Source organism: Microbacterium sp. I2 (assembly GCF_051364985.1).
Taxonomy (GTDB): domain Bacteria; phylum Actinomycetota; class Actinomycetes; order Actinomycetales; family Microbacteriaceae; genus Microbacterium.
The window spans coordinates 106,408-131,145 of the sequence record NZ_JBLWIH010000001.1 but is presented as its reverse complement, the minus strand read 5'-3'; the positions used below and the strand labels follow the sequence as shown (position 1 = coordinate 131,145).

General features: G+C 70.7%; 16 protein-coding genes and 1 tRNA gene. 12 read left to right on the top strand and 5 right to left on the bottom strand.

What is annotated here, in order from left to right; genetic code table 11:
* Positions 1-52: 52 nt before the first annotated feature.
* From ACLKM7_RS00625 to ACLKM7_RS00610, 4 genes are all read left to right on the top strand, one after another.
* Complete coding sequence (locus tag ACLKM7_RS00625) at positions 53-1,408, top strand: GNAT family N-acetyltransferase (protein ID WP_436445078.1); 1,356 nt, start codon at positions 53-55, stop codon at positions 1,406-1,408.
* 82 nt (positions 1,409-1,490) lie between these two features.
* On the top strand, positions 1,491-1,793 hold the full coding sequence (locus ACLKM7_RS00620; RefSeq protein WP_436445077.1) for a DUF427 domain-containing protein: 303 nt from the start codon (positions 1,491-1,493) through the stop codon (positions 1,791-1,793).
* Between the two features lie 28 nt (positions 1,794-1,821).
* Positions 1,822-3,633 (top strand): ABC-F family ATP-binding cassette domain-containing protein, encoded by a 1,812-nt coding sequence (locus tag ACLKM7_RS00615; RefSeq protein ID WP_436445076.1) that lies wholly within the window; start codon positions 1,822-1,824, stop codon positions 3,631-3,633.
* 101 nt (positions 3,634-3,734) lie between these two features.
* Positions 3,735-9,233, top strand: coding sequence for a lamin tail domain-containing protein (locus ACLKM7_RS00610; protein WP_436445075.1), 5,499 nt, complete (start codon positions 3,735-3,737; stop codon positions 9,231-9,233).
* Between the two features lie 36 nt (positions 9,234-9,269).
* Here ACLKM7_RS00610 and ACLKM7_RS00605 read toward each other — a convergent pair whose 3' ends face one another.
* Positions 9,270-9,773: a MarR family winged helix-turn-helix transcriptional regulator gene (locus ACLKM7_RS00605; protein WP_436445074.1), complete on the bottom strand. Its 504-nt coding sequence runs from the start codon at positions 9,771-9,773 to the stop codon at positions 9,270-9,272.
* A 101-nt stretch (positions 9,774-9,874) separates the two neighbouring features.
* Between ACLKM7_RS00605 and ACLKM7_RS00600 the strand changes: the two genes are divergently transcribed.
* From ACLKM7_RS00600 to ACLKM7_RS00570, 7 genes are all read left to right on the top strand, one after another.
* A tRNA-Gln gene (locus tag ACLKM7_RS00600) sits at positions 9,875-9,946 on the top strand.
* Between the two features lies 1 nt (position 9,947).
* Entirely contained in the window at positions 9,948-11,420 is a 1,473-nt protein-coding gene (gene glmU / locus ACLKM7_RS00595; RefSeq protein ID WP_436445073.1) for a bifunctional UDP-N-acetylglucosamine diphosphorylase/glucosamine-1-phosphate N-acetyltransferase GlmU, read from the top strand.
* Complete coding sequence (locus tag ACLKM7_RS00590) at positions 11,395-12,429, top strand: ribose-phosphate diphosphokinase (protein WP_436445072.1); 1,035 nt, start codon at positions 11,395-11,397, stop codon at positions 12,427-12,429. The genes glmU and ACLKM7_RS00590 overlap by 26 nt, the downstream gene beginning before the upstream one ends.
* Positions 12,430-12,466: 37 nt before the next feature.
* On the top strand, positions 12,467-15,211 hold the full coding sequence (locus ACLKM7_RS00585; protein ID WP_436445071.1) for a cation-translocating P-type ATPase: 2,745 nt from the start codon (positions 12,467-12,469) through the stop codon (positions 15,209-15,211).
* 69 nt (positions 15,212-15,280) lie between these two features.
* Complete coding sequence (locus ACLKM7_RS00580) at positions 15,281-15,742, top strand: hypothetical protein (protein WP_436445070.1); 462 nt, start codon at positions 15,281-15,283, stop codon at positions 15,740-15,742.
* Between the two features lie 17 nt (positions 15,743-15,759).
* Positions 15,760-16,662 (top strand): FAD:protein FMN transferase, encoded by a 903-nt coding sequence (locus tag ACLKM7_RS00575; protein WP_436445069.1) that lies wholly within the window; start codon positions 15,760-15,762, stop codon positions 16,660-16,662.
* A gap of 45 nt (positions 16,663-16,707) precedes the next feature.
* Positions 16,708-18,273: an FAD-dependent oxidoreductase gene (locus tag ACLKM7_RS00570; RefSeq protein ID WP_436445067.1), complete on the top strand. Its 1,566-nt coding sequence runs from the start codon at positions 16,708-16,710 to the stop codon at positions 18,271-18,273.
* Between the two features lie 90 nt (positions 18,274-18,363).
* Here the strand turns inward: ACLKM7_RS00570 and ACLKM7_RS00565 are convergent, their stop codons facing one another.
* The 3 genes from ACLKM7_RS00565 to ACLKM7_RS00555 form a co-directional block, all read right to left on the bottom strand.
* On the bottom strand, positions 18,364-19,896 hold the full coding sequence (locus ACLKM7_RS00565) for a sensor histidine kinase (RefSeq protein WP_436445066.1): 1,533 nt from the start codon (positions 19,894-19,896) through the stop codon (positions 18,364-18,366).
* On the bottom strand, positions 19,893-20,621 hold the full coding sequence (locus ACLKM7_RS00560; protein ID WP_436445065.1) for a response regulator transcription factor: 729 nt from the start codon (positions 20,619-20,621) through the stop codon (positions 19,893-19,895). The genes ACLKM7_RS00565 and ACLKM7_RS00560 overlap by 4 nt, the downstream gene beginning before the upstream one ends.
* Before the next feature lie 118 nt (positions 20,622-20,739).
* Entirely contained in the window at positions 20,740-21,729 is a 990-nt protein-coding gene (locus ACLKM7_RS00555) for an NAD-dependent epimerase/dehydratase family protein (protein WP_436445064.1), read from the bottom strand.
* Between the two features lie 129 nt (positions 21,730-21,858).
* On the opposite strand from ACLKM7_RS00555, the gene ACLKM7_RS00550 reads away from it, so the two are divergent.
* On the top strand, positions 21,859-23,184 hold the full coding sequence (locus ACLKM7_RS00550) for an FAD-binding oxidoreductase (RefSeq protein WP_436445063.1): 1,326 nt from the start codon (positions 21,859-21,861) through the stop codon (positions 23,182-23,184).
* A gap of 102 nt (positions 23,185-23,286) precedes the next feature.
* Here the strand turns inward: ACLKM7_RS00550 and gndA are convergent, their stop codons facing one another.
* Entirely contained in the window at positions 23,287-24,714 is a 1,428-nt protein-coding gene (gndA, locus tag ACLKM7_RS00545) for an NADP-dependent phosphogluconate dehydrogenase (RefSeq protein WP_436445743.1), read from the bottom strand.
* Positions 24,715-24,738: the final 24 nt, after the last annotated feature.

Genomic DNA, 24,738 nt, shown 5'->3' with positions numbered 1-24,738 from the left:
ACTGCGACCCCGGACGAGGCCACCGACCCGTGATAACCGAGGAGGACACACGATGACCACGACCACCCAGCCCGACGCCCCGGTCGCCCCGGAGTCGGCTCGGGATGCCTTCCGCGCTGCGCCTCTGGACGAGCAGTCGCGCACCCGTCTCGCCGAGAACGGTCTGGAGTACCGGCGAGTCGAGGTCGGCGGCGACGGCTTCTCGTCGTGGCTTCAGGTCACCGCCCGCGGATTCCAGGACGGTGAACGCAGCGACGAGCAGATCGCGGCCACGCGGGAGCGCAGCGGCTATCGACGCGTCACCGGCGTCTTCGATTCCGCCGCCCCGACGGCGGATGCGCCGGCGGCGACGATCGCCTCATGGCTGGGCGAGCTCAGTGTGCCGGGCGATCGTGCGATCCCCTCGGCGGCGATCTCTGCCGTCACCGTCTCGCCGACCCACCGACGCCGCGGCATCGCCCGCGCGATGCTCGAGGGCGAGCTGCGCACGGCTCATGCCGCAGGCATCCCGATGGCGATGCTCACGGTGAGCGAGTCGACCCTGTACGGCCGCTACGGGTTCGCGCCGGCGGCTGCCGCGGCGGCGTGGCGCATCGAGACCCGTCGTGCCACCTGGATCGGCCCGCGGCCCGAAGGCCGGGTCGACTTCATCTCGCGAGAGCGGCTGCGCGAACTGCTCCCCGTCCTGCACGAGCGCTCGCGCCGTCGTGTGCCCGGCGAGATCGATGTGCCCGGTGGACACTGGGACAACTTCGCCGGCACCCGTCCGGACGCCGAGAAGGCGGGCGACAAGCGTGCCGTGCAGTACACCGACGCGTCGGGAGAGGTGCACGGCCTCGCCGTGTACACGGTGAGCGAGAACCACGACGACTTCACCAAGGCCACCGTGAACGTCGGGTACCTGCTCGCCGAGACCGATGACGCCTACGCGGCGCTGTGGCGTTTCCTCCTCGAACTCGATCTGGTCGCCGAGGTGCGCGCGTCCGAGCTCGCCGCCGACGAGCCGCTGCTGTGGATGATCGCGGATCAGCGCGCGGCGACCGTCACGCTCACGGACCACCAGTACGTGCGGATCCTCGACGTCCCGCGGGCGCTCGAGACCCGCCGGTACCCGGTCGCCGGAACGCTGCTGCTCGACGTGTCCGATCCGCTCGGCCTGGCCGGCGGTCGCTTCCTCCTCGAAGTCGGAGCGGAAGGCGCCGGCCGTGTGACGCCTCTCCCGGCTGATGAGACGCCGGCGGGTGCGGTCACCGTGACCCTCGGAATCCAGGAACTGTCGGCGGTCTACCTCGGCGGCGTGTCGCTGGCGACGCTCGCGGCGGCCCGTCGCGTGCAGTCGGATGACATCGAGGCCGCTGCCCGCGTCTTCGGCTGGCACACGGCGCCTCGGCTCAGCATCTGGTACTGAACGCCCGTCTGCACCGGTGGGAACATCCCGGTTGCGGACGGCGTTCGGCTTGACGGGTGCAACCATCCCCGACGGAGGAAACATGAAGGCAGTGCTCGACGGCGTGACGATCGCCGAAGCCGACAAGGACGACCTGGTGCGCATCGAGGGGAACTGGTACTGGCCGCCGGTCTCGCTCTCGGACGACGCGCTCGTTGAGAGCCCGACGCCCTACACGTGCCCGTGGAAGGGCGAGGCTCAGTACTTCTCGGTGAGCAAGGACGGCGCCGCGCTGGCAGACGGCGCGTGGTCGTATCCGACGCTCTACCCGACGGCGATCGAGCGTGTCGGGCGGGACTTCTCGGGATACGTGGCGTTCGACCGCAGGGTGCAGATCGTCGACTGACCTCCTGCTCGCCTAGCCTTGGGGAGACATGGCACATCTTCTCGGGGCCGAGGCCCTGCATCTGGAGTTCCCCACCAAGGTCGTCTTCGACGGCGTCTCGCTCGGTGTCGACGAGGGCGACCGCATCGGCGTCGTGGGTCGTAACGGCGACGGCAAGTCGAGCCTGCTGGCGATGCTGGCCGGCCGGCTCGAACCGGATTCGGGGCGCGTCACGGTGCGCAGCGGCGTGCGCCTCGGCGTGCTGGATCAGGCCGACACGCTCGATGACGCGCTGACGGTCCGTGAATCGGTCGTCGGAGATCGCCCGGAGCACGACTGGGCAGGCGACGCACGCGTGCGCGAAGTGATCTCGGGTCTGTTGGGCGAGATCGAGTGGGACGGTCCCGTCACCGGACTCTCGGGCGGGCAGCGCCGACGCGTCGCGCTGGCGGCGCTCCTCGCCGCCGACCACGACGTGCTCTTCCTCGACGAGCCGACCAACCATCTCGATGTCGAGGCGATCGCGTGGCTGGCCGACCACATCAAGCGCCGCTGGTCGGCGAACCAGGGCGCGATGCTGGTCGTCACGCACGATCGCTGGTTCCTCGACGAGGTCTGCACCCGCACGTGGGAGGTGCACGACCGCATCGTCGAGCCGTTCGAGGGCGGGTACGCGGCCTACATCCTGCAGCGAGTCGAGCGCGATCGCCAGTCCGCGGCCATCGAGGCCCGCCGCAAGAACCTCGCCCGCAAAGAGCTGGCCTGGCTACGGCGGGGGGCTCCGGCGCGCACGTCCAAGCCGAAGTTCCGCATCGACGCGGCGAACGAGCTGATCTCGGACGTCCCCGAGATCCGCGACAAGACCGAGCTGCAGTCGCTCGCGGTGTCGCGCCTGGGCAAGGACGTCGTCGACCTGCTGGACGCGTCTGTCGCCTATGACGGGCGTGAGGTGCTGCACCCGGTGGAGTGGCGCATCGCTCCCGGTGAGCGCACGGGCATCCTGGGCGTCAACGGCGCGGGCAAGTCGACCTTGCTGGGGCTCGTCTCGGGCGAGGTGACGCCCACGTCGGGGCGCGTCAAGCGTGGCAAGACGGTCCAGGTCGCGAACCTCTCGCAGCGCATGGACGAGCTGGACGAGCACCTCGGCGATCCGGTCCGGGTCGTGATCTCGGGGCTGCGCACCACCTACACGTTCGGCACGGGCTCGAAGGCGCAGGATCTCACGCCGGGTCAGCTGCTCGAGCGCATGGGATTCCAGAGCGCCCAGCTGTCGACGCCCGTGAAAGACCTCTCCGGCGGCCAGAAGCGCCGTCTGCAGCTGCTGCTGATCCTCCTCCAGCAGCCGAACGTGCTGATCCTCGACGAGCCGACGAACGACCTCGACACCGACATGCTGGCAGCGATCGAGGACCTGCTGGACTCGTGGCCGGGGACGCTCCTCGTGGTCTCGCACGACCGATACTTCATCGAGCGCGTCACGGATCAGCAGTACGCGATCCTCGGAGGGCACCTCCGCCACCTGCCTGGCGGCGTCGACGAGTATCTGCGCCTGCGCGCCCGCTCGTTGAGCGAGCGCAGCGAGACGAAACGGCCGGCAGAGGCGGATGCCCCGGCCGCGGCATCCGCCTCTCCCGCGCTCTCCGGCGCCGAGCTGCGCGCCGCGCAGAAAGAGGTCACCGCCCTGGAGCGGCGGCTGGAGAAGCTCGAGGCGCAGATCGCCGCCGCCCGGACCGCCCTGGCCGATCACGACCAGTCCGACTACGTGGGTCTCGGGGCCGAGATGGCGCGCATCTCGGATCTCGAGAAGGAGCGCGACGGCGTCGAAGAGCGCTGGTTCGAGCTCACCGAGCACATCGGCTGACCGAGCGGATCGCCTGGACGCCGGAACGGTCGGGCGCGATTCCGCTCCCGTTCACCCGGCGTACCCCTGCGTGACACATGTCGTGAGTGTGCTCGGACATCGTGATCTCCCGTGTCCTGGCGCGCCCGCGCGCTGCCCTCGCCTCGTTCGCCGCCGTCGCCGTCGCCCTGACCGGGGTGGGTGTCACCACACCGGCAGTTGCCGCCGGGGACGCCCTGCCGCCTCTGATCATCACCGAGGTGATGCAGGACAACGCCGGCACGCCGAGCGACCAGGACTACTTCGAATTCTTCGAGGTCACCAACACCACGGCCGAGCCGGTCGACTTCGCCGACTACCGGCTTCGGTACAACGACGCCGCGCTCATCCGCGCCGTCGAGCCGGGAACGGGCGCGGCACTCGCCGACGCGGTGATCCCCGCGGGCGCCGGCGCCGTGTTCTGGCTGCGCTACGCCGTCGGGACGGGCGAGGCCGCCGTCGAGCAGTGGGAGCTCGCGGAGGCGGACTTCCGCGCGCACTACGGCGACGCGGACTCGACCTATCCGCTCTTCCACGCCGCCGGTCAAGGCGGCTTCGCCAACTCGGGTGCGCGATCGCTGCGCCTCTACGCGGGTGAGGGCACCGACCCCGTCTCCGGGTCGGACTACAACCGCGCCGCGGCGGCCAAGGGTCAGTCCGACCACTTCCGCGTACCTGAGACCGGGATCACTCTCACGAACCCGACGACGGGCCCCGCCACACCCGGCGTCACCGTGCCCGATCAGCTCGTGCGCCCTGAGCCCGAGCCCGAGCAGACGCCGACGCCGACGGCGACGCCGACGCCGGGCGAGCCGGCCGAGCCCGGTCCGGGCGCCGACGGCAACGCGGGGGAGTACTTCCCCCTCGCGATCACCGAGATCCACGGCGACAATCCCGGGGCCGACGTCGCGGAGTTCGTCGAGGTCACGAACACCACGACCGAGCCGATCGACCTGACAGCGGCCGGCATCGGGCTTCGGTACCACACCAGCGAGTGGAACGCCGGAACACCTCAGCCGTTCCTCCACCTCGATGGGGAGGACGATGCGCCGGTCGTGATCCCCGCCGGCGTCTCGGCGCTGTTCTGGCTGAACTACGGCGCCGACTCCGCCCAGTCGGCGCTGACGAAGGAGCAGTTCCGTGCTGCCGTCGGCGCCGACACGAGTGTGCCGGTCTACCGTTTCGGGCCGCAGGCCGGCATCGCCAACGGCGGTGATCGGGGCTTCAGCCTCGTCGGCGCGAACGGCACGATCAGCCGCGCGTGGGCGCCCGCCGACACCGACCCCGCCGGCAACTGGAACGCGCGGTTCGCCGTGCCGAGCACCATCGGCGGCGTCGACGCGGTCCTGCAGGAAGCCGGCCCCGCCGTCCCGGTCACTCCGGGCACGGTCACGCTCGAGCAGGTGACGAGCGCGCTCACCCGTCCCACCGACCCGGAGCTGCGCGCGCCCGTGCTGCAGATCACCGAGGTCGCACCCGACACCGCGAACATGGGGGGCGGTGACGCCTACGAGTTCGTCGAGGTCTACAACGCCTCGGACGCACCGGTGGACTTCGGCGACTACACGCTGTCGTACCTCTACACCGACAACGCGCTCGCCGGGCCCGTCACGACGAGCTCGACGCTGTGGCCCGCCGAGCCGGGCGACGTCACGATCGCTGCCGGCGCCACGCTCGTGCTCTGGGTGAAGAACCCCGCGGGCGTGGCCGCCGGGCTGACGGTCGCCGATTTCAACGAGGCGTTCGGCACGAGCCTGGTGCTCGGGGAAGACATCGTGGAACTGTTCAACGGCGGCATGGCCAACGGCGGGTCGCGCGGCCTTCAGGTGCGCACGAACACCGGGCACGACATCAGCCGCGCGTACTACTTCGCCGACGACCAGACCACCGCGAGCACCGCGATCCAGTACGGATGGAACCCCGTCGCGGCGGCTCCGCTGTGGGCACCTGCACCGGCGGACGGCACCGTCCAGACGATGATGCGACTCGATGCGCCCACACCCGGCTCTGTGCGCGCGGATCAGGTGCCCGCGGGATTCGTCGTCGCCCCGGCGGCGGGCAGCGCGCCGGCGATCACCGACCTGACAGGCAGCTCCGACGTGCCCGACACCGCGGATCTCGACCTCGGCTTCGATGTGACCGACGACGTCCTCGTGCGCACGGTCACGCTTCGCATGCGCGACAACCTCGGCGCGACCGAGACCCGCAATCTCGCCTTCGAGGCCGCGAACCGGTACTACTACTCCGTGCCGGCAGCCGATCTGTTCGGCAAGCGCTGGATCGAGTACACGCTGATCGCGAGCGACGGATCACAGGAGGCCGAGCTCGGCCCGGTGCGGGTGGACCTCGTCGACGGCGAGCCGGACCCGGTGCGGATCAACCTCGTCGAAGGCCAGTTCGTCGGAGGCGACGCCCGAATCTCGGCCACAGCCGACATCGGCGGGTCGGAACTGGAGCTGACGATCGACGGCGAGCCGGTCGCGGATGCCGTCCCCTCGCTCGAGACCGGTCCCGTCTTCGCCTTCGAGGCCACGAACACCGACGCCTTCTTCCGCAACGGCGTGAAGCTCGGCGACGAGGTGCTGCGGATCTTCGACGAGGGCTACTACTCGCGCATCGTCACGGTCGACGCGACGGTGCCGGTGGAGCGGGTCGTGCCAGGGCAGCAGCTCACGCTCACCATCGCGGCCGGGACCAAGGCCTGGCCCGAGGCGAACGTCAACGAGAACAACGACGACTTCACGACGATGAACCTGCGACTCGCGCTGCCGGACGGCCGCGTCCTGCGGCCCGAACACTGCGCCACGACGAAGGAGCAGGAGGGGGCCGTCACCGCCCCCGCGTTCGTCGAGTGCCCCGCGCCCGATTCGAGGATCGCCTACTCCGACGCGAACCTCGTCTCGTTCCTGGCCACGTTCACGATCCCGGAGGACGCGTTCACCTCGGTGTCGACGGTGTGGAAGACGACCGAGGTCGCCGACGGCGCCCACATCGTCGCGGCGACCGCCGGCGAGTCCGCGGCGGAGCGCACCGTGCACGTCGACAACACGGCGCCGGTCATCGAGAGCCCGCTCGTCGACGGGGAGCGCTACCGCGGCCACTTCGCGGTGGACGCGACCGCCACCGACGCGGGAGCGGGTGTGAAGACGATCACGGCGACCCTGGACGGCGCCCCGATCTCGCTTCCGCTGGCGACCACCTCGCTGGCGCTGCAGCCCGGCGCGCACGTCGCGGAGTTCACCGCGACCGACGAGGTCGGCAACGCGGTGACGCGCAGCATCGCGTTCCAGACCGCGGACGAGCAGCCCGGCGTCGTGCTGGACGGGCCGGGGGATGGCGAGATCGTCGAGGGAGACCGTGCCGATCTCACAGCGACGCCGAGCTCGCCTGAGCAGGACGCCCTCGACCTGAGCTTCCGCGAGGGGTACGGCTTCGCACCCGGAGACGCGGGCATGACGGCGTCCACGGGCACGGTGACCGACTCGGGCACCGCGGATCGCAGCGCCGGAGTCGCACTGGGCGCGGACGACCTCGCGAAGCTGCTGGGCACCGACGGCGTGAACGTCGAGACCACGAGCACGACCGCTCTTCCGTACCAGCTCTTCACCGTCGCGGTGCCGGAGGGTGCCGGCGGCGGGTCGCTCGTGCGCGCCGACTGGCGCGGGAGTGCGAACGCCGACGCCAAGGTGACGCTCTACGCGCGCACGGTGGACGGCGCGTGGGCGCAGGCCGACCAGGTGCTGACGACCGATGGCGCGGCGACCGAGTTCACGCTCGAGGCGCTCGTCCCGGTCGACGCTCACGCGTCCGACGGCATGCTGACCTTCCTGGTGCAGCACTCCGAGGGCTTCGCCGCCACGGATCTGTCCACCCGTGAAAGCCCGGTGGATCCCTACCATCCCGGGGCGACGTCGCGCGGCGAGTTCGACTTCACGGTCGGAATCGAGTCCGACACGCAGTACTACAACGAGACCGACGGGTACTACCCGCATCAGCTCGCGATCCACGAGTTCCTGCTCGAGCAGCGGGCGAATCTCAACCTGCAGTACCTGATCCACAACGGCGACATCGTCAACGTCCACACCCAGCCGCACCAGTGGGCGAACGCGGATGCCGCGTACCGCATGCTCGACGACGCGGCGCTGCCCTATGGCGTGCTCGCCGGCAATCACGACGTCGGCGGCTTCGCGGCGGACTACACCCAGTACTCGCAGTTCTTCGGGGAGGCGCGCTTCGCCGGCAACCCCTGGTACGGCGGCTCGTATAAAGACAACCGAGGTCACTACGACCTCGTGTCGGTGGGCGGGGTGGACTTCCTGTTCCTGTACATGGGGTGGCCGACGCCGAACGACGAGGCGGCCAACAGCGAAGACATCGCATGGATGAACGAGGTGATCCGGCAGTTCCCCGAGCGCAAGGTCTGGATCAACCTGCATGAGTACATGCTGACGACAGGCGGTCTGGGGCCGTTCCCGCAGCGCGTGTTCGAAGAAGTCGTCACGCCGAACCCGAACGTGTTCGCGGTGAGTTCGGGTCACTACCACGACGCCTATACGCGCACGGACGAGATCGACGACGACGGCGACGGCGTCGCGGATCGCACGGTCTACTCGATGCTGTTCGACTACCAGGGTCTGCCCGAGGGCGGTCAGGGTTATCTGCGGCTCGCGCACTTCGACAACGACGGCGGGCGGATCGTCTTCCGCACGTATTCGCCGTCGCTCGACGACTTCGACTCCGACGACGCCTCGCTCAACGACCCGCCCGGAATGCAGGAGTTCGAGATCCCCTATGCGGCGGCGGGAATCGTTCCGCAGGCGAAGACCCTCGCGACGGATTCGTTCCGGGCCGAGATCCTGACCGCGAACGAGATCGGCGCCGTCACAGGGGCGCCGTCGGGGGAGCGCGCGACCGTGTCGTGGGAGGACCTCGCCAACGGCGAGCACGGCTGGTACGTGATCGCCGAGGGACCGCACGGCGGCATCGAGTACTCGCCGGTGCGCACCTTCACGACCATCCCGGGCGAGACCGACCCGGGCGAGGAGCCGGGCGGCGGCGACCCCGGTGAAGGGGAGCCCGGCGAAGGGGAGCCGGGCGGCGGCGACCCCGGTGAAGGGGAGCCGGGCGGTGGCGACCCCGGTGACGGCGAGCCGGGCGATGGCGGGACCGTCGTGCCCTCGGGGAGCGTGGGACCGGCACCCGGATACGCGCTGGCTCCGGGTGGGCGCATGCAGGTCGCATTCCGCGGTTTCCAGCCCGGCGAGGAGGTGCGCTTCGTGCTCCACTCCGCTCCGCTCGCACTGGAGGAGGTGCTCACGGCGGGTGCGGACGGCACCGTGACCGGAATCCTCGGGGTCCCGGTCAAGGCGGCGCCGGGCACGCACCGGCTCGAGGCGATCGGGGCGTCCGGCCTTTCGGTGATGTCGGATCGGTTCACGCTCTCGGCCGTGGCCGGTGCGGGCGCGGGCTCACTTCCGCTCACCGGAGTGGACGTGGTTCCGACGCTGTCCGTCGCGCTGCTCCTGCTCGTCCTCGGCATCGGCGTCGTGCTGGTCGTCCGACGGCGGCGAGCCGCACGGTAGACGTCGCCGGCGCGGGCGATTCGCCCGCGCCGGCAGTCAGCCGGCGGTGTCGAAACCGAGACTCAGCTTGCGCAGCAGCGCCGCCAGCCGGTCGCGGTCGCTGCGCGACAGGGCGCCCAGCAGCACGGCCTCGGCATCCACCAGACGCGTGATCGCGGCATCCACCCGGATCTTGCCCTCGTCCGTGAGGGTGACCAGGACGCTGCGACCGTCGTCGGGATCGGCCTCGCGACGCACCAGGCGGCGCCCGACCAGCCGGTCGATGCGGTTCGTCATGGTGCCGCTCGAGACCAGCGTCTGCTGCAGCAGCTGTTTGGGACTGAGCTGGAACGGCTCGCCCGCCCGGCGCAGCGCCGAAAGGACGTCCCACTCCCACGGCTCGAGATCGCTGCGGCGGAACGCGTCGCGACGGGCGCGATCCAGATGCCGCGAGAGCCGGTCGACGCGGGAGAGCACGCCGAGTGGTGAGAAGTCGAGGTCTGGCCGCTGCGCGGTCCATGCCTCGACGATGCGGTCGACCTCGTCGCTCTGCGCCGTCATCCCCCCATTATCGGGGCCGTGGCGGGCGGTTCCTGCGGAGGGGCACCGTCGCAGGGTCTGGCAGACTTGTCGGGCGGCATTCCGCCCTTGGGCTGCCGCGGTCCGCCGTAGTGTAATGGCAGCACGACAGCCTTTGGAGCTGTTAGGTCCAGGTTCGAGTCCTGGCGGCGGAGCATGACCGACACCACTCCTGAGAGCCGTCTGGCCGTCGTCGTCCTGGCTGCCGGCCAGGGCACCCGTATGAAGTCGGCGCTGCCCAAAGTGCTGCATCGCATCGGGGGTCGCCCCCTCGTGGGCCATGTGCTCGACACGGCATCCGCGCTCGGCCCCGAGCGGGTCGTGGTCGTGGTGCGGCACGAGCGCGATCGCGTCGCCGAAGCGGTCGCCGAGGTCGCGCCGGCGGCGGTCGTGGTCGACCAGGACGAGATCCCCGGCACCGGGCGCGCGGTCGAGGTGGCCCTCGACGCGCTGACGGACTTCGCCGGCGACGTCCTGGTGCTGAGTGCCGACGTTCCGCTCCTCGAGCCGGACTCGCTGTCCGCCCTCATCCGCATGCACCGCGACACCTCGGCTGCGGCAACGGTGCTCAGCGCCGTCGTCGACGACGCGTCGGGCTACGGGCGAGTCATCCGGGACGCCGACGGGACCGTTTCGCGCATCGTGGAGCAGAAGGATGCCACGCCCGACGAGGCATCCGTCACCGAGATCAACGCGGGCGTCTACGTCTTCCGCGCCGCCGAGCTGCGGGCGCAGCTGTCGCTCGTGGGCACCGCGAACGCGCAGGGCGAGAAATACCTCACCGACGTCGTGGCCCTGCTGCGCGCGTCACACCTGTCGGTGGCGGCTTCGCCGGCTCCGGATGCTGCGGCCGCGCTGGGCGTGAACGACAGGGTGCAGCTGGCCGAGGCGGGGCGCGTGCTCAATGCGCGCACGGTGCGGCGCTGGCAGCTCGAGGGCGTGACCGTCGTCGATCCCGCCACGTCGTGGATCGATGTGGACGCCACGCTCGCCCCCGATGTCACGGTGCTGCCGAACACGCAGATCCTCGGGGCGACCACGATCGCGACCGGGGCCGTGGTCGGACCCGACACCAGCCTCGTCGACTGCGAGGTCGGCGAGGGCGCGGTGCTGCGCCGCATCGAGGCGAACCTCGCCGTCATCGGCGCCGGAGTCACGGTCGGGCCGTACACCCACCTGCGGCCCGGAACGATCCTCGCCGACGGCGTCAAGATGGGGTCGTTCGTCGAGACGAAGAACGCCACGGTCGGCGCAGGCACGAAGGTGCCCCATTTCATCTACCTGGGCGACGCCGAGGTCGGCAGCCACACGAACCTCGGCGCCGGGACGATCACGGCCAACTACGACGATGTCGCCAAGCACCGGACCGTGATCGGCGACGAGGTGCACACCGGTTCGCACACCGTGCTCGTGGCGCCCGTTAGGCTGGGGGACGGCGCGAAGACCGGGGCCGGGGCGGTCGTCCGCAAGGATGTTCCTGCCGGAGCCCTGGCGCTCAGTGTCGCCCCTCAGCGCAACGTCGAGGGTTGGGTCGAGAAGAACAGACCGGGAACCGGTGCGGCAGATGCCGCAGCCAAGGCTCGGTCCGCACAGAAGGCGGACGATGGGGCGCAAGAAGAAGACCGTTGAGCTCGACCGGGCGAACGACATCGCCCCCGGCCTCGTCGCGAAGACCAAGAAGCGCCTCGTCGTCGCGCGCGGCAGTTCGCATCCGGCGCTGGCCGCCGAGGTCACCGAGCATCTCGGCACCGAGCTCGTGCCCACCGAGTACCGCACCTTCGCCTCGGGCGAGATCCTCACGCGGTTCGAGGTGTCGATCCGCGGCTGCGACTTCTTCCTGATCCAGAGCTTCGGCCCGCCGGTCAACGAGTGGCTGATGGAGACGCTCATCATGCTCGATGCCGCCAAGCGCGCGTCGGCCAAGCGCATCACCGTCGTCGCGCCGTACTACCCGTACTCCCGGCAGGACAAGAAGGGACGCGGGCGCGAGCCCATCAGCGCGCGTCTGGTCGCCGACCTGCTGAAGACGGCCGGCGCCGATCGTGTGATGAGCGTCGACCTGCACGCTGCGCAGATCCAGGGATTCTTCGACGGCCCCGTCGATCATCTCTTCGCCAAGCCCGTGCTGCTGGAGTACTTCCAAGCGACGCTCACCGCCGCCGACCGCGAGCTGCTCACGGTGGTCTCACCCGACACCGGGCGTGTGCGGGTGGCCGACACATGGTCGGACAGCCTGGGGGCGCCCCTCGCGATCATCCACAAGCGGCGCGATCCGAACGTGGCGAACCAGGTGACCGTGAACGAGATCGTCGGTGACGTGAGCGGTCGCGTGTGCCTCCTGGTCGACGACATGATCGACACCGGCGGCACGATCGTGAAGGCCGCCGAGGCTCTCAAGGCCAGCGGCGCCGTGCGCGTCATCGTGGCCGCGACGCACGCGATCTTCAGCGATCCGGCGACCGAGCGCCTGCAGAGCGAGGCGATCGACGAGGTCGTGGTGACCGACACCATCCCGATCCCCGAAGAGAAGCGCTTCCCGAAGCTGACGATCCTGCCGATCGCGCCCCTGCTGGCCCGTGCGATCCACGAGGTCTTCGAGGACGGATCGGTCACGAGCATGTTCGACGGGGCGGCCTGAGCGCAGACCGCATCACGACGGAGGGACCAGGGGCGCGATGACACAGCAGCTGACCGAGGCCCGTCTCACCGTGGATCGTCCGTGGGCGCAGCCTGCCGACGACGTGCTGGCCCACTTGGGCGCGGATGCCGCGGGCCTGAGCACTGCATCCGCCCGCGAGCGTCTCGCGTTGGCCGGGCCGAATCGGCTGCCCGAGCCGGTCCGCCGGCCGGCCGTGGTGCGGTTCCTGTCGCACTTCAACGACACGCTGATCTACATCTTGCTCGGCGCGGCAGTCATCAAGGCGCTCATGGGCGACTGGGTCGACTTCTCGGTGATCATGGCCGTCGCGATCATCAACGCCGTGATCGGCTTCATCCAGGAGGGCAGAGCCGAGAAGGCGCTCGCGGGGATCCGGGGGATGCTGTCGGCTGACGCCAGCGCGCGCCGTGACGGCGGCTGGGTCACGGTGCCGTCGGCCGACCTCGTGCCGGGCGACGTCGTGCGGCTGATGCCCGGCGACAAGGTTCCGGCGGATCTGCGGCTGCTGCAGGCCTTCCAGCTGCGGGTCGACGAGTCGGCGCTGACGGGGGAGTCGTTGCCGTCGTCCAAGCGCCTCGACCCGGTCGCCCCCGATGCCGGGGTCGGCGACCGCGGATCGATGGCGTTCTCGGGCACGATCGTGAGCGCGGGGCAGGGCAGGGGCGTGGTCACCGCGACGGGGTCCGACACCGAGATCGGCCGCATCCAGAGTCTCGCCGACGAAGCGGGCGCGTTGGCCACCCCGCTCACGCGTCAGCTCGACGGCTTCGGCCGGGTACTCACGCTGGTCATCCTCGCGATGGCGGCGGTGATGCTCATGATCGGGCGCTTCCTGCACGGGATGCCGTTCGCCGAGCTCGTCTCGGCCGCCATCGGCTTCGCCGTCGCGGCGATCCCCGAAGGGCTGCCGGCGCTCGTCACGATCACACTCGCGATCGGCGTGCAGCAGATGGCGCGGCACAACGCGATCACGCGCAAGCTCCCCGCCGTCGAGGCGCTGGGATCGGTGACGACTGTCTGCTCCGACAAGACAGGCACGCTCACCCGCAACGAGATGACCGTGCGGCGGGTGGTGACGCCGCTCGCCGACTACGACGTCAGCGGCATCGGCTACACACCGGAGGGCGCGGTCGTGCCGGCGACGGGGGCTGCGGCCGGAGCGGATCTGGCCGCGGTGCTCTCGGTGGGAACCCTCTGCAACGACGCGCACATCGTCCGCGCAGACGACGGCTCCTGGAGCCTGGTGGGCGAGCCCACGGAGGGCGCGCTCAAGGTCGTGGCGATGAAGGGCGGCGTGTCGAGCGGCACCAGCCGGCGGGTCGCCGTGCTGCCGTTCGACTCGGCGAACAAGCTGATGGCGACCGTGAACGAGTCGGCGCAGAGCTCGGGCGCGGCAGGTGCCTCGCGCGCGATCCTGGTCAAGGGTGCGCCCGACCGGCTGCTCGAGCGCTCGCTGACCCAGCGCGGCGCGGACGGCTCGGAACCGCTCGACCTCGTCCGGTGGGAGGCGGCGGTCGCCGAGCTCAGCTCGCAAGGCCTGCGAGTGCTCGCCGCCGCGCGCAAGCCCGTCAGGGCCGGGACCGACGCGGTGACGCTCGACGACCTCATCGACCTGGAGTTCCTCGGCCTGTGGGGCATCGTCGACCCGCCCCGGCCCGAGGCGATCGCCGCCATCGCGGACTGTCACGCCGCCGGCATCCGGGTCAAGATGATCACCGGCGACCACGCCGGGACGGCCTTGGCGATCGCGACCGAGATGGGCCTGGCGGGTGCCGATGCCGAGGTGCTGACCGGCGCCGAGCTCGAGGCGCTCAGCCAGGAGCAGCTCAAAGACGTCGTGCGCGACGTCGACGTGTACGCCCGGACGAGCCCCGAGCACAAGATCCGCATCGTGCGGGCGCTGCAGTCGCACGGCGAGGTCGTGGCCATGACGGGCGACGGCGTGAACGACGCGCCGGCGCTGACGCGCGCCGACGTCGGCATCGCGATGGGCATCAAGGGCACCGAGGCGACGAAAGAGGCGGCGGAGTTCGTGCTCGCCGACGACAACTTCGCCACGATCCGCAGCGCGATCGCCGAGGGCCGGCGCATCTACGACAACCTGCGGAAGTCGATCGTCTTCCTGCTGCCCACCAACGGCGCGCAGTCCCTCGTGATCCTCGTCGCGGTGCTCTTCGGCCTCACGCTGCCGCTCACGTCGGTGCAGGTGCTGTGGGTGAACATGGTCACGGCGGTCACGCTGTCGCTCGCGCTCGCCTACGAACCGGCCGAGCGCGGCATCATGCGCCGCCCTCCGCGCCCGAGCGGAGGCCCGATCATCGACGGCCGCGAGCTGGGCTTCGTGCTCGCAGTCTCGCTCCTGATCGGCGGGGCCGCGATGGGCGTGTTCTACGGCGTGGTCGCCGCCGGAGTGGATGTCGAGGTCGCCCGCACCGAGGCGGTCCTCATGCTCGCGCTCGGACAGCTGGCCTACTTGTTCAACTGCCGCTTCCTGACTCGGTCGAGCCTGACCACCGACGTGCTCCGCGGCAACCGCGCCGTATGGTGGTCGGCTCTGGCGCTCCTCGTGCTGCAGGCCATCTACACCTACGTCCCGTTCATGCACGTGCTGTTCGATGCTCGCCCGCTCGCGCTCGTGGACTGGGTGCTGCCCGTCGTGCTGGCGGTCGCGATCTTCCTGGCGGTCGAGGGCCTCAAGGCCGCCCTGCGCGTACGACAGTCTTCGTCCCCGACGGCGGCACCCTTCAAAGGCACTTCATAGGACGCGTTGCGAGGATTCCAGCGGGGCCGCGACATCACGGCTTCGACGACACGAGCCAGGAGGACCGTCATGATCCGCACCGCACTCGCCCACCGTCCCGCTCGCGTCGGCGCCACTCTGGCGGCTGTCGCGGGGATCGCCCTCCTTGCCGGGTGCACACCGGCGTCGGGTGGCGCCGCCGACGAGCCGTCCGATGACGCGGGCTCGACCGGATCCGGTTCGACGGGGTCCGGCACGTACGCCGACGGCACGTACACCGCCGCGGGCACGTACGCGACTCCCGAGACGGTCGAGACCATCTCTGTCACCGTGACCCTCGAGGGCGGTGCGGTCACGGAGGTCGAGGTGACCGGCGACCCGCAGCGCGCCGAATCGGAGCAGTACCAGGGCCAGTTCATCGGCGGGATCGCGGACGTGGTGGTCGGGCAGGACATCGACGAGATCCAGGTCAGCCGCGTGGCGGGCTCCTCCCTCACCAGCGGCGGGTTCAACCAGGCGATCGAGGCGATCAAGGCCGACGCCGCCGAGTGACGGGGCCCGGTGACGCGATGACGGGCGCGGGCGCGGCACCGGCGGTGTGGCGGTTCGACGCGATCGGTACGCGGTGGGAGGTCGTGACCGCGCACGAGCTTCCCGCCGCAGTGCGGGATGCGACGATGCGGGTAATCGAGGGGTTCGATCGCGCATGGTCGCGATTCCGCGAGGACTCCACCGTGAGCGATCTGGCCCGGCGGCCGCGGAGCATCCCGGCGCCGATCGACGCCGTCGCCATGCTCGATGCCTACGCGGCGCTGTCCGACGCCACGGCCGGCGCGGTGAATCCGCTGGTCGGCGACGTGCTCGAGCGTCGCGGCTACGACGCGGCATATTCGTTCCGCGACTCCGGCGCGGTGCCGGCGCCGTCGGCGTGGCAGGACCTGCTCACATGGCAGGACGGCGTCCTCGAACTGCGGCAGCAGGCGACGATCGACGTCGGTGCGATCGGCAAGGGCCGGCTGGTCGACCTCGTGTTCGGGGTGGTCGGCGCCGCCGCCGGCGGCGACCTCGTCGTCGACGCGGGTGGCGATCTCGCGGTGCGCGGCGCACCGCAGCGCATCGGGCTGGAGCATCCGTTCGACCCCCGGCGCGCCATCGGGGTGTGGGAGGTGACGGATGCCGCTCTCTGCGCCTCTGCCACCAATCGGCGCGCGTGGCCCGGAGCGACCGGGGCGGGGCTGCATCACGTGCTCGATGCGCGCACGGGGGAGCCGGTGCGCACCATCGCGGCCACGTGGGCCGTCGCCGCGGATGCGATGACCGCCGACGCGATCGCGACCGCGCTGTTCTTCGAGGGCGGCCCGCGGATCGCGCACGACTGGGGTGTGGAGTGGGTGCGCATGACGACCGACGGCCACGTCGAGTGGTCTCCCGGTTGCCGCGCCGACCTGTTCGTGCGACGGGATAGCGTTTAAGGGTGACGGACTCCCTCGCTCTCGAGCCGCTGCGGGCGGCCTGACATGCTCGGAACGCTGACGGCGGTCTGGAACCGCGTCTTCGCGGTGCTCGGGCGGGTGTCGATGTACCGCCTGGCCTACCTCGCGCTCGCGGCGCTCGCGGTGATCGCGGTGCTCCTGTCGTTCTTCGGGCTCGTGGGACCCGGCCCGCTCGAGCTCGTGGTGACGCTGGCCGTGCTGGCGGTGGTCTGCGTCGGCGTGGACGCGGCGATGCAGCGTGTGCTCGGCCTGCCGTGGCGCATCGAGTCCTCGCTGATCACCGCCCACATCCTGCTGTTCGTGCTGCGGCCCACTCTCGAGCTCGCGGGCGTCGCCGGCATCGCGATCGCCGCTCTCGCCGCGTCGCTGTCGAAATACGTCCTGGCGTGGCGGGGGCGTCACATCTTCAACCCCGCCGCCGTCGGTGCGACCGTGCTCACGCTGCTCGGCGTCGCGTGGCCGGCACTCGGCTCGTCATCGTGGTGGGTCGGCACGCCGGCGATGGCCGCACCCGTCATCGTGCTGGGCGTCCTGCTGCTGGTGCGCACCGAGAAGCTGCGCGTGATCACCGGATTCGTCGTGATCGCTGTGGCGGTCGCCGTGGTGCGCACGGCCGCGCAGTACCAGTCCGCCGGGGTCGAGGTCGAGGTTCTCGAACTGCTGTGGCCCATCCTGTGGTCGTCGCCGTTCCTGTTCCTGGGCGCGTTCATGCTCTCCGAGCCGCTCACGCTCCCGCCGCGCCGCTGGCAGCAGTTCACCGTCGCCGCGGTGGTCGGCGTCCTGGCCGGCTGGCCGATCCCGGTCGGCGACATCACGCTCGGGCAGGAGCGAGCGCTGCTCATCGGCAACCTCGTCGCCTTCGCCTTCGCGGTGCGCACGGCTGTGCGCCTGACGCTGGTCTCGCGTGCCGAGCCGACCCCGACCGTGCGCGAGCTCACCTTCCGGGTGCACGACCGGCTGTCGTTCGTACCCGGGCAGTACCTCGAGCTCGAGGTCCCGCACCGGCATCCCGATGCGCGTGGCACGCGGCGCGAGTTCAGCATCGCCTCGGCGCCCGAGGATCTGCCGCAGCTGAAGGTCGCGTTCAAGGACGGCTCCAGCACGAAGCCGCTGAGCTCGTACAAGAAGGCCCTCGCGGTAGTGGGCGAAGGCGACCGGCTCGCGATCACCGGGGTATGGGGCGACTTCCTGCTGCCCAAGCGCGACACCGCGCCGATCCTCATGGTCGCCGCCGGCATCGGTGTCACCCCGTTCGTCTCGCAGCTGCGCCACGCGCGGCTGACGGGCCAGGAGCGCGACATCGTGCTGGTCTACGTCGTGTCGGATGCCGCGGAGCTGGCGTATCGCGAAGAGATCGAGGCATCCGGCGTCCACGTCGTGGTCTTCTCGCGCGACCGTCCCGCCGATCTGCCGCCGCACTGGCAGCGGGCGCGCGGCGTGCGCCTGGACGCCGACGGCCTGCTGCGGGTCGTCCCCGACATCGGTGCGCGACACGCGTACATCTCCGGCCCGGCGGCCCTGATCGCAGATCTCGCGCCGGCGCTCGAGCGGGCCCGGTCGATCACGACCGACGCGTTCAGCGGCTACTGATCCGCCCCGCCGCGTTCATTCTCGCGCCCCCTCCGCGGGTGCCACCCGCCGTTTCGTCCGTCAGGTGGATGCTCGCCGAACCGGCCGGGGTCAGACGGCGGGGTCGGCGGGACGCGCCGGCAGCCGCACCTCGAAGGTCGTGTCGCCGGGCGAGCTGGAGACGGTGAGGGTGCCGCGGTGCGCGTCGACGATCGCACGCGCGATCGACAGGCCCAGCCCGGTGCCGCCGGTCTGACGAGCCCGCGAGCGGTCGGCGCGCGAGAAGCGCTCGAACAGCTCGTCCGCGATCGCCGGGTCGACGCCGGGGCCGTCGTCGTGCACGCGCACCACCGCACTCGCGCCCTCGCGGGCGACGTTCACAGTGACCGTGGTCCCGTCTGGAGTGTGCGTGCGTGCGTTCGCCAGCAGGTTGGCCACGACCTGGTGCAGCCGTCCCGCGTCACCCGCGATCAGCACCGGCTCGTCGCCCACGTCGAGCACCCACGTGTGGCCGGTCCCGGTGGGGCGCGCGTCTCCGACGGCGTCGATCACGAGCCGCGTGAGGTCGACGGTGCCGAAGACGAGCTCCTGTCCTTCGTCCAGACGCGCGAGCAGCAGCAGATCCTCGACGAGCGAGGTCATGCGCAGCGACTGCGCCTGGATGCGCTCGAGCGATGTCTCGGTGTTATCGATCGTGTCGGCGCTGTGATCCCGGCCGAGTGCACGCAGCGACAGCTCCGAGTAGCCGCGGATGGAGGCCAGCGGCGTGCGCAGCTCATGGCTCGCATCGGCGACGAAGGCCCGCATCCGCTCCTCGTTGCGCTGGCGGACCGTCAGAGATTCGTCGACGTGATCCAACAGCGAGTTCAGTGCCTCGCCCACGCGCCCGACCTCGGTGCGCGGATCCGCCTGGGCGGCGGGCACGCGCTCGGCGATGGACACCTCGCCCTGGTCCAGCCGCTGCGTCGACACACGCGCCGCCGTGTCGGCCACGGCGCGAAGCGGCGCAAGGCCCGCACGGATCGTCCAGGCGGTCGCCGTCGCGAGCAGGATCAGGCCGCCCGCCGTCAACAGCCCGATCGTGGTGAGCATCTGCGCGATCGTGTGGGCGACCTTGTCGCGGGACAGGCCGACGACCACGAACGACGACTGGCCGATTCGCTCGCCTTCCACCCGGAACGTGCCCACGTCGTCGACGGTGACCACGAGCGGTCCTTCGCTCGGGACGGTCGCGACGAGCTGCTCGAGCTGCTCGTCGGTGAGCGCGACGATTGCGCCGTCCTCGTCCACGTAGGCGGCGGTCGCGGCAGCGGGCAGGGTCTGGACGACCAGGAGCGTGCCGGCGGGCATCGGTTGCTGAGCGAGGATGTCCTCGGCCGACGTGCCGCCGACCAGGTACGGCCGCGCGAAGCTCGCCGTGCGCTGGGTCTGCTCGCGCAGCTCGCTCGTGAGCCCTTCTTCGACGACGGCGCCGAGAATCGCGCTCGTGGCGACGCCGACCAGGACCAGGATGAACGACGTGATCGACACCACGGTGACGATCAGCTTGCGCTGCAGGGTCCAGGGGGCGTGCCGCGGCGGTTGCTGATCCTGCTCGGGGAGGGCTCCCGCCTCCGCCGGGCGCGGGGCCGGGGCATCGGTCACTGTGGAGCCTTGATCATGTACCCGACGCCGCGCACGGTGTGGATGAGGGGCTCGCGGCCGGCGTCGATCTTCTTGCGCAAGTACGAGATGTACAGCTCCACGACGCTGGAGCGTCCGCCGAAGTCGTAGTTCCAGACGCGATCGAGGATCTGCGCCTTCGAGACGACGCGGCGTTGATTGCGCATGAGGTAACGCAGCAGCTCGAACTCGGTCGCGGTGAGCTCGATCTCGTCGCCGGAGCGCTCGACCTCGTGGCTGTCCTCGTTGAGCGAGAGGTCGCCCACGCGCAGGATCGGCTCGGCGCCGGCCGTGTGCGCCGTGCCCGCGCGACGCATCAGCCCGCGCAGGCGGGCGACGACCTCCTCCAGGCTGAACGGCTTGGTGACGTAGTCGTCGCCGCCGGCCGTGAGGCCCGCGACGCGGTCGCTCACGGCGTCCTTCGCGGTGAGGAACAGCACCGGCACATCGTCGCCGGACTGGCGCAACCGCTGCAGCACGGCCATACCGTCCAGATCCGGCATCATGATGTCGAGCACCATCGCGTCGGGTCCGAAATCGCGCGCGGCCTGCAGCGCCTCGAAGCCCGAGCCGGCGGTGCGCACCTCCCAGCCCTCCATCCGCAGCGCCATCGACAGCAAGTCGGTGAGCATCTGCTCGTCGTCGACCACGAGCACGCGAAGGGCCGAGCCGTCGGGGCGGAGGAGCGCAGGGGCGGGTGAGGTCATGCGTCCATTGTGGCCGTGAACCTATGCAGTTCCTATGGAGAGCGCTATGCGCGACCTGTGAATGGGAGGGCAGACGACCGGTGGATGCCTCCGCGCCGGCCGGCGCTGCTGCCCGGCGTCAGCCCGCAGTGCGGACGTGGCTCGCGATGCGATCGAACACCGCGTCGCGGTCCGCGTCCACCCGCTGGTCCTCGGGGTGGGCGTCGTAGTGGGCGAGGATCCGGCGAGCGCCCTCGTCGAAGGTGATCGTGGTGCGGAACTCGGGGGCGAGCGTGGTGATCTTCGAGTTGTCGAACACCATCGAATGGGCTTTGTCGCCGATCAGCGTCGGACCGAGATCGGGCGCGAACGCGGCGATCGTCTCCGAGGCGACGTGCACGAGGTCCGGCTCGGCGACGCCCGCGGCGTCCGCCAGCCAGCCGTAGATCTGGTTCCAGGTCGGCGCGTGGGTGCCGGTGATGGTGAACGAGTCGCCGATCGCCGCCGGATTTCCGAGCAGCGCCGTGAACGCGACGGCGAAGTCGTCGCTGTGCGTGATCGTCCACTGAGTGGTGCCGTCGCCGTGCACGATGACCGGGCGGCCCTCGCGCATCCGCGCGATGTCGGTCCAGCCGCCGAGCGTCGGCAGCAGCCGCTCGTCGTAGGTGTGCGACGGACGGACGATCGTCACGGGCAGTCCCCGCTCGCGATGCGCGGCGACCAGGACGTCCTCACACGCGATCTTGTCGCGCGAATATGCCCAGAAAGGGTTGCGCAACGGCGTCGACTCGGTCACCGGCACGCGACGGGGCGGCTTCTCGTACGCCGATGCCGAGCTGATGAAGACGTACTGGCCGGTGCGGTCCTCGAACAGCTCGAGGTCGGCGGCGACGTGATCCGGGGTGAACGCGAGGAATTCGGCGACGACATCGAACTGCCGGCCCTGGAGCGCGCTGCGCACGGCATCGCCGTCTCGCACATCGGCCTGGACGACCTCGACCTCGTCCGGCAACGGGCGTCGAGCGGTCCCGCGATTGAGCACGGTGACCTCGTCACCTCGTGCCACTGACCGCCGCACGCATGCCGCGCTGATGGTCCCGGTTCCGCCGATGTACAGGATGCTCGTCACAGCGCCGAGCCTACGCGGCCCGGCCGACCTCGTGCATCGCCGGTGCGCCGGCGGGAGCCCCGGCGTGTCTCACTCGCTGACGGCGAACAACACTGCCGGATGTCGGCGGTGCACTCTATGTTTGCGGTCATGACCATCGACGATCTCACCACCGCCATCGGCGGTACCGTCATCCGTCCGGGCGACTCCGACTGGGAATCCGCCCGCCGTTTCCACTCCGGCATCGGAGAACCCGCCCTCATCATCCGCGCCAGCACCGTCGACGACGTGCGCGGCGCCGTCCGATACGCCGCCGCCGAGCGGCTCGACGTCCTGGTCCGCGGAGGCGGGCACAGCGCGTGGGGCACCGTGGCCGGCGGCCTCACGATCGATATCTCCGCCCTCGACGACATCTCGGTCGAGGGCACCCGTGTCCGAGTCGGCGGCGGGGCGCAGTGGGGTGCCGTGGCGCACACGCTGTCCGAGCACGGGCTCGGCATCAGCTCCGGCGACACCGCCTCGGTCGGCGTCGGCGGGCTCACGCTCGGCGGGGGCATCGGGTGGATGGTCCGCGCGTGGGGACTGGCCGCCGATCAGCTCGTCGGCGCCCAGCTCGTGACCTCCGGAGGGGATGTCGTCGAGGTGACGGATGCCTCGCACCCCGAACTGATGTGGGCGCTGCGGGGCGGCGGCGGGAACTTCGGCGTCGTCACGCGGTTCGACTTCGAGGCGCACCCGCTCGACCGCGTCGTCGTGGCCGTGCTGGGCGTCGAGGGCGATGCGCGACCGGTGCTCCGTGCCCTGCGCGACGTCATGACCGGCGCCCCCCGCGACCTCACGGTGACGTACATGGACGTCCCCGCGATGGATCCCAGCGCGCCCGCGGGTGCGACCATCACTGCGGTGTGGATCGGCGACGACGAGGACGCCGCACGACGCGCCCTCGCGCCCCTCTTCGAGACGCCCGGCCTGGCCGAACGCGAGTTCGGCGTGCAGTCGTACCCCGACATCCTCCTCGAGACGCCCGAGTTCGACCCCGAGCGCCCCATGCCCGGGTTCGTCGGCGGCAACACGCTGCTGCGCGAACTCGGCGACGACGCGATCGAGCGCATCGTCGCCTTCCGCCAGCAGAACCCGGCGTCGGTGGCGTTCCTGCGCTCACTGGGCGGCGCCTATGCAGACGTCGCGCAGGCCGACACGCCCTTCCCTGCACGAGATGCGACGTGGTTCGCGATGGCGGGGGCGTTCGACGTGCCCGGCATGCTCGACGACGCCGGTCGCGCTGCCGCGCTGGCCGCATGGGACGCGATCGAGGCTCTCGGTGCGGGCGTGTACGGCAACTTCACGACATCGACCGACCCCTCGTGGGCCCAGCGCATGTACCCGGCCGAGACGATGGCGCGTCTGGCCGCGGTCAAGCGCGAGTGGGATCCGCAGAACGTGTTCCGACGCAACCACAACATCGCGCCGGCCTGACCTCCCCGCGACGCACGATGGCCGGGCCCCTCGCGGGTGCCCGGCCTTCTGCGCGATGCCCGCAGCGGACGCGCGGAGCGCGACCCGCGGCGGGTCCGTCGCTCAGTGCGTGTCTTCTGCCTCGATCTCGGAGCGGTCACCCGACCACAACGTGTGGAAGGTGCCGTCCTTGTCGATGCGCTTGTAGGTGTGGGCGCCGAAGAAGTCGCGCTGGCCCTGGATGAGCGCGGCGGGCAGGCGCTCGGCGCGCAAGCCGTCGTAGTAGGCCAGCGACGACGAGAACGCCGGGGCGGGGATGCCGGAGTTCGCCGAGGTCGATACGATGCGGCGCCACGCCCCCTGAGCACGGCCGAGCGCGTCGACGAAGTACGGCGCGGTCAGCAGCACCGCCAGGTCGGGTGCTTCGGCGTAGGCCTCGGTGATGCGGTTGAGGAACTGCGCACGGATGATGCAGCCGCCGCGCCAGATCTTGGCAATGGCGCCCAGATCGATGTTCCAGCCGTACTCGGCGGCGCCGGCACGGATCTCGTCGAAGCCCTGGCTGTAGGCGACGATCTTCGACGCGTACAGCGCGAGGCGCACGTCCTCGATGAAGGCGTCGACGTCCTCAACCTCGAGGTCCTCTTCCGCGCCCGGCAGCGAACGCGAGATGGCGCGCTGCTCGGGGTGCGAGGACAGCGAGCGCGCGAACGTGGCCTCGGCGATGCCAGAGACCGGCACGCCCAGAGACAGGGCGGTCTGCACCGTCCATGCGCCGGTGCCCTTCGCGCCCGCCTGGTCGACGATGACGTCCACGAGAGGCTTGCCGGTGGCCGCATCCACCTGCCGCAACACTTCGGCGGTGATCTCGATCAGGTACGACTCGAGTTCGCCGCGGTTCCATTCGGCGAACACGTCGGCGATCTCGGCGGGGGAGCGGCCGGTGCCGCGGCGGATCAGGTCGTACGCCTCGGCGATCAGCTGCATGTCGGCGTACTCGATGCCGTTGTGCACCATCTTGACGAAGTGCCCGGCACCGTCGTGGCCGACGTGGGTGACGCACGGCTCGCCCTCGGCGACGGCGGCGATGGAGCGCAGGATCGGTCCGAGCGTGATCCACGACTCGTCCGAGCCGCCGGGCATGAGCGACGGGCCGAGCAGCGCGCCTTCCTCGCCGCCCGAGACGCCCATGCCGACGAAGTTGATGCCGGTCTCGCGCACCGCCTTCTCGCGGCGGATGGTGTCGGTGAACAGCGCGTTGCCGCCGTCCACGATGATGTCGCCCGGCTCGAACACGTTCACGAGCGCGTCGATGACGGCATCGGTCGCTTTACCGGCCTTGACCATGATCACCGCGGTGCGCGGCGTGGTCAGCGACGCGGCGAACTCCTCGTACGAGAACGCCGACACGAAGTTCGCCTCGGGGTGGGTCGAGAGCAGCTCATCGGTCTTGGAGTGGCTGCGGTTGAACACCGCGACGGTGTTGCCCTCACGGCTGGCCAGGTTGCGGGCCAGGTTGGAGCCCATCACCGCGAGTCCCACGACGCCGATGTTCGCGGTCGCGGCCGCGACGGC

Bases quoted from the DNA above. Each gene is read 5' to 3' on its own strand.
- ACLKM7_RS00625 (WP_436445078.1), top strand. From the start codon at position 53: ATGACCACGACCACCCAGCCCGACGCCCCGGTCGCCCCGGAGTCGGCT.
- ACLKM7_RS00620 (WP_436445077.1), top strand. From the start codon at position 1,491: ATGAAGGCAGTGCTCGACGGCGTGACGATCGCCGAAGCCGACAAGGAC.
- ACLKM7_RS00615 (WP_436445076.1), top strand. From the start codon at position 1,822: ATGGCACATCTTCTCGGGGCCGAGGCCCTGCATCTGGAGTTCCCCACC.
- ACLKM7_RS00605 (WP_436445074.1), bottom strand. From the start codon at position 9,773: ATGACGGCGCAGAGCGACGAGGTCGACCGCATCGTCGAGGCATGGACC.
- glmU (WP_436445073.1), top strand. From the start codon at position 9,948: ATGACCGACACCACTCCTGAGAGCCGTCTGGCCGTCGTCGTCCTGGCT.
- ACLKM7_RS00590 (WP_436445072.1), top strand. From the start codon at position 11,395: ATGGGGCGCAAGAAGAAGACCGTTGAGCTCGACCGGGCGAACGACATC.
- ACLKM7_RS00585 (WP_436445071.1), top strand. From the start codon at position 12,467: ATGACACAGCAGCTGACCGAGGCCCGTCTCACCGTGGATCGTCCGTGG.
- ACLKM7_RS00580 (WP_436445070.1), top strand. From the start codon at position 15,281: ATGATCCGCACCGCACTCGCCCACCGTCCCGCTCGCGTCGGCGCCACT.
- ACLKM7_RS00575 (WP_436445069.1), top strand. From the start codon at position 15,760: ATGACGGGCGCGGGCGCGGCACCGGCGGTGTGGCGGTTCGACGCGATC.
- ACLKM7_RS00570 (WP_436445067.1), top strand. From the start codon at position 16,708: ATGCTCGGAACGCTGACGGCGGTCTGGAACCGCGTCTTCGCGGTGCTC.
- ACLKM7_RS00560 (WP_436445065.1), bottom strand. From the start codon at position 20,621: ATGACCTCACCCGCCCCTGCGCTCCTCCGCCCCGACGGCTCGGCCCTT.
- ACLKM7_RS00550 (WP_436445063.1), top strand. From the start codon at position 21,859: ATGACCATCGACGATCTCACCACCGCCATCGGCGGTACCGTCATCCGT.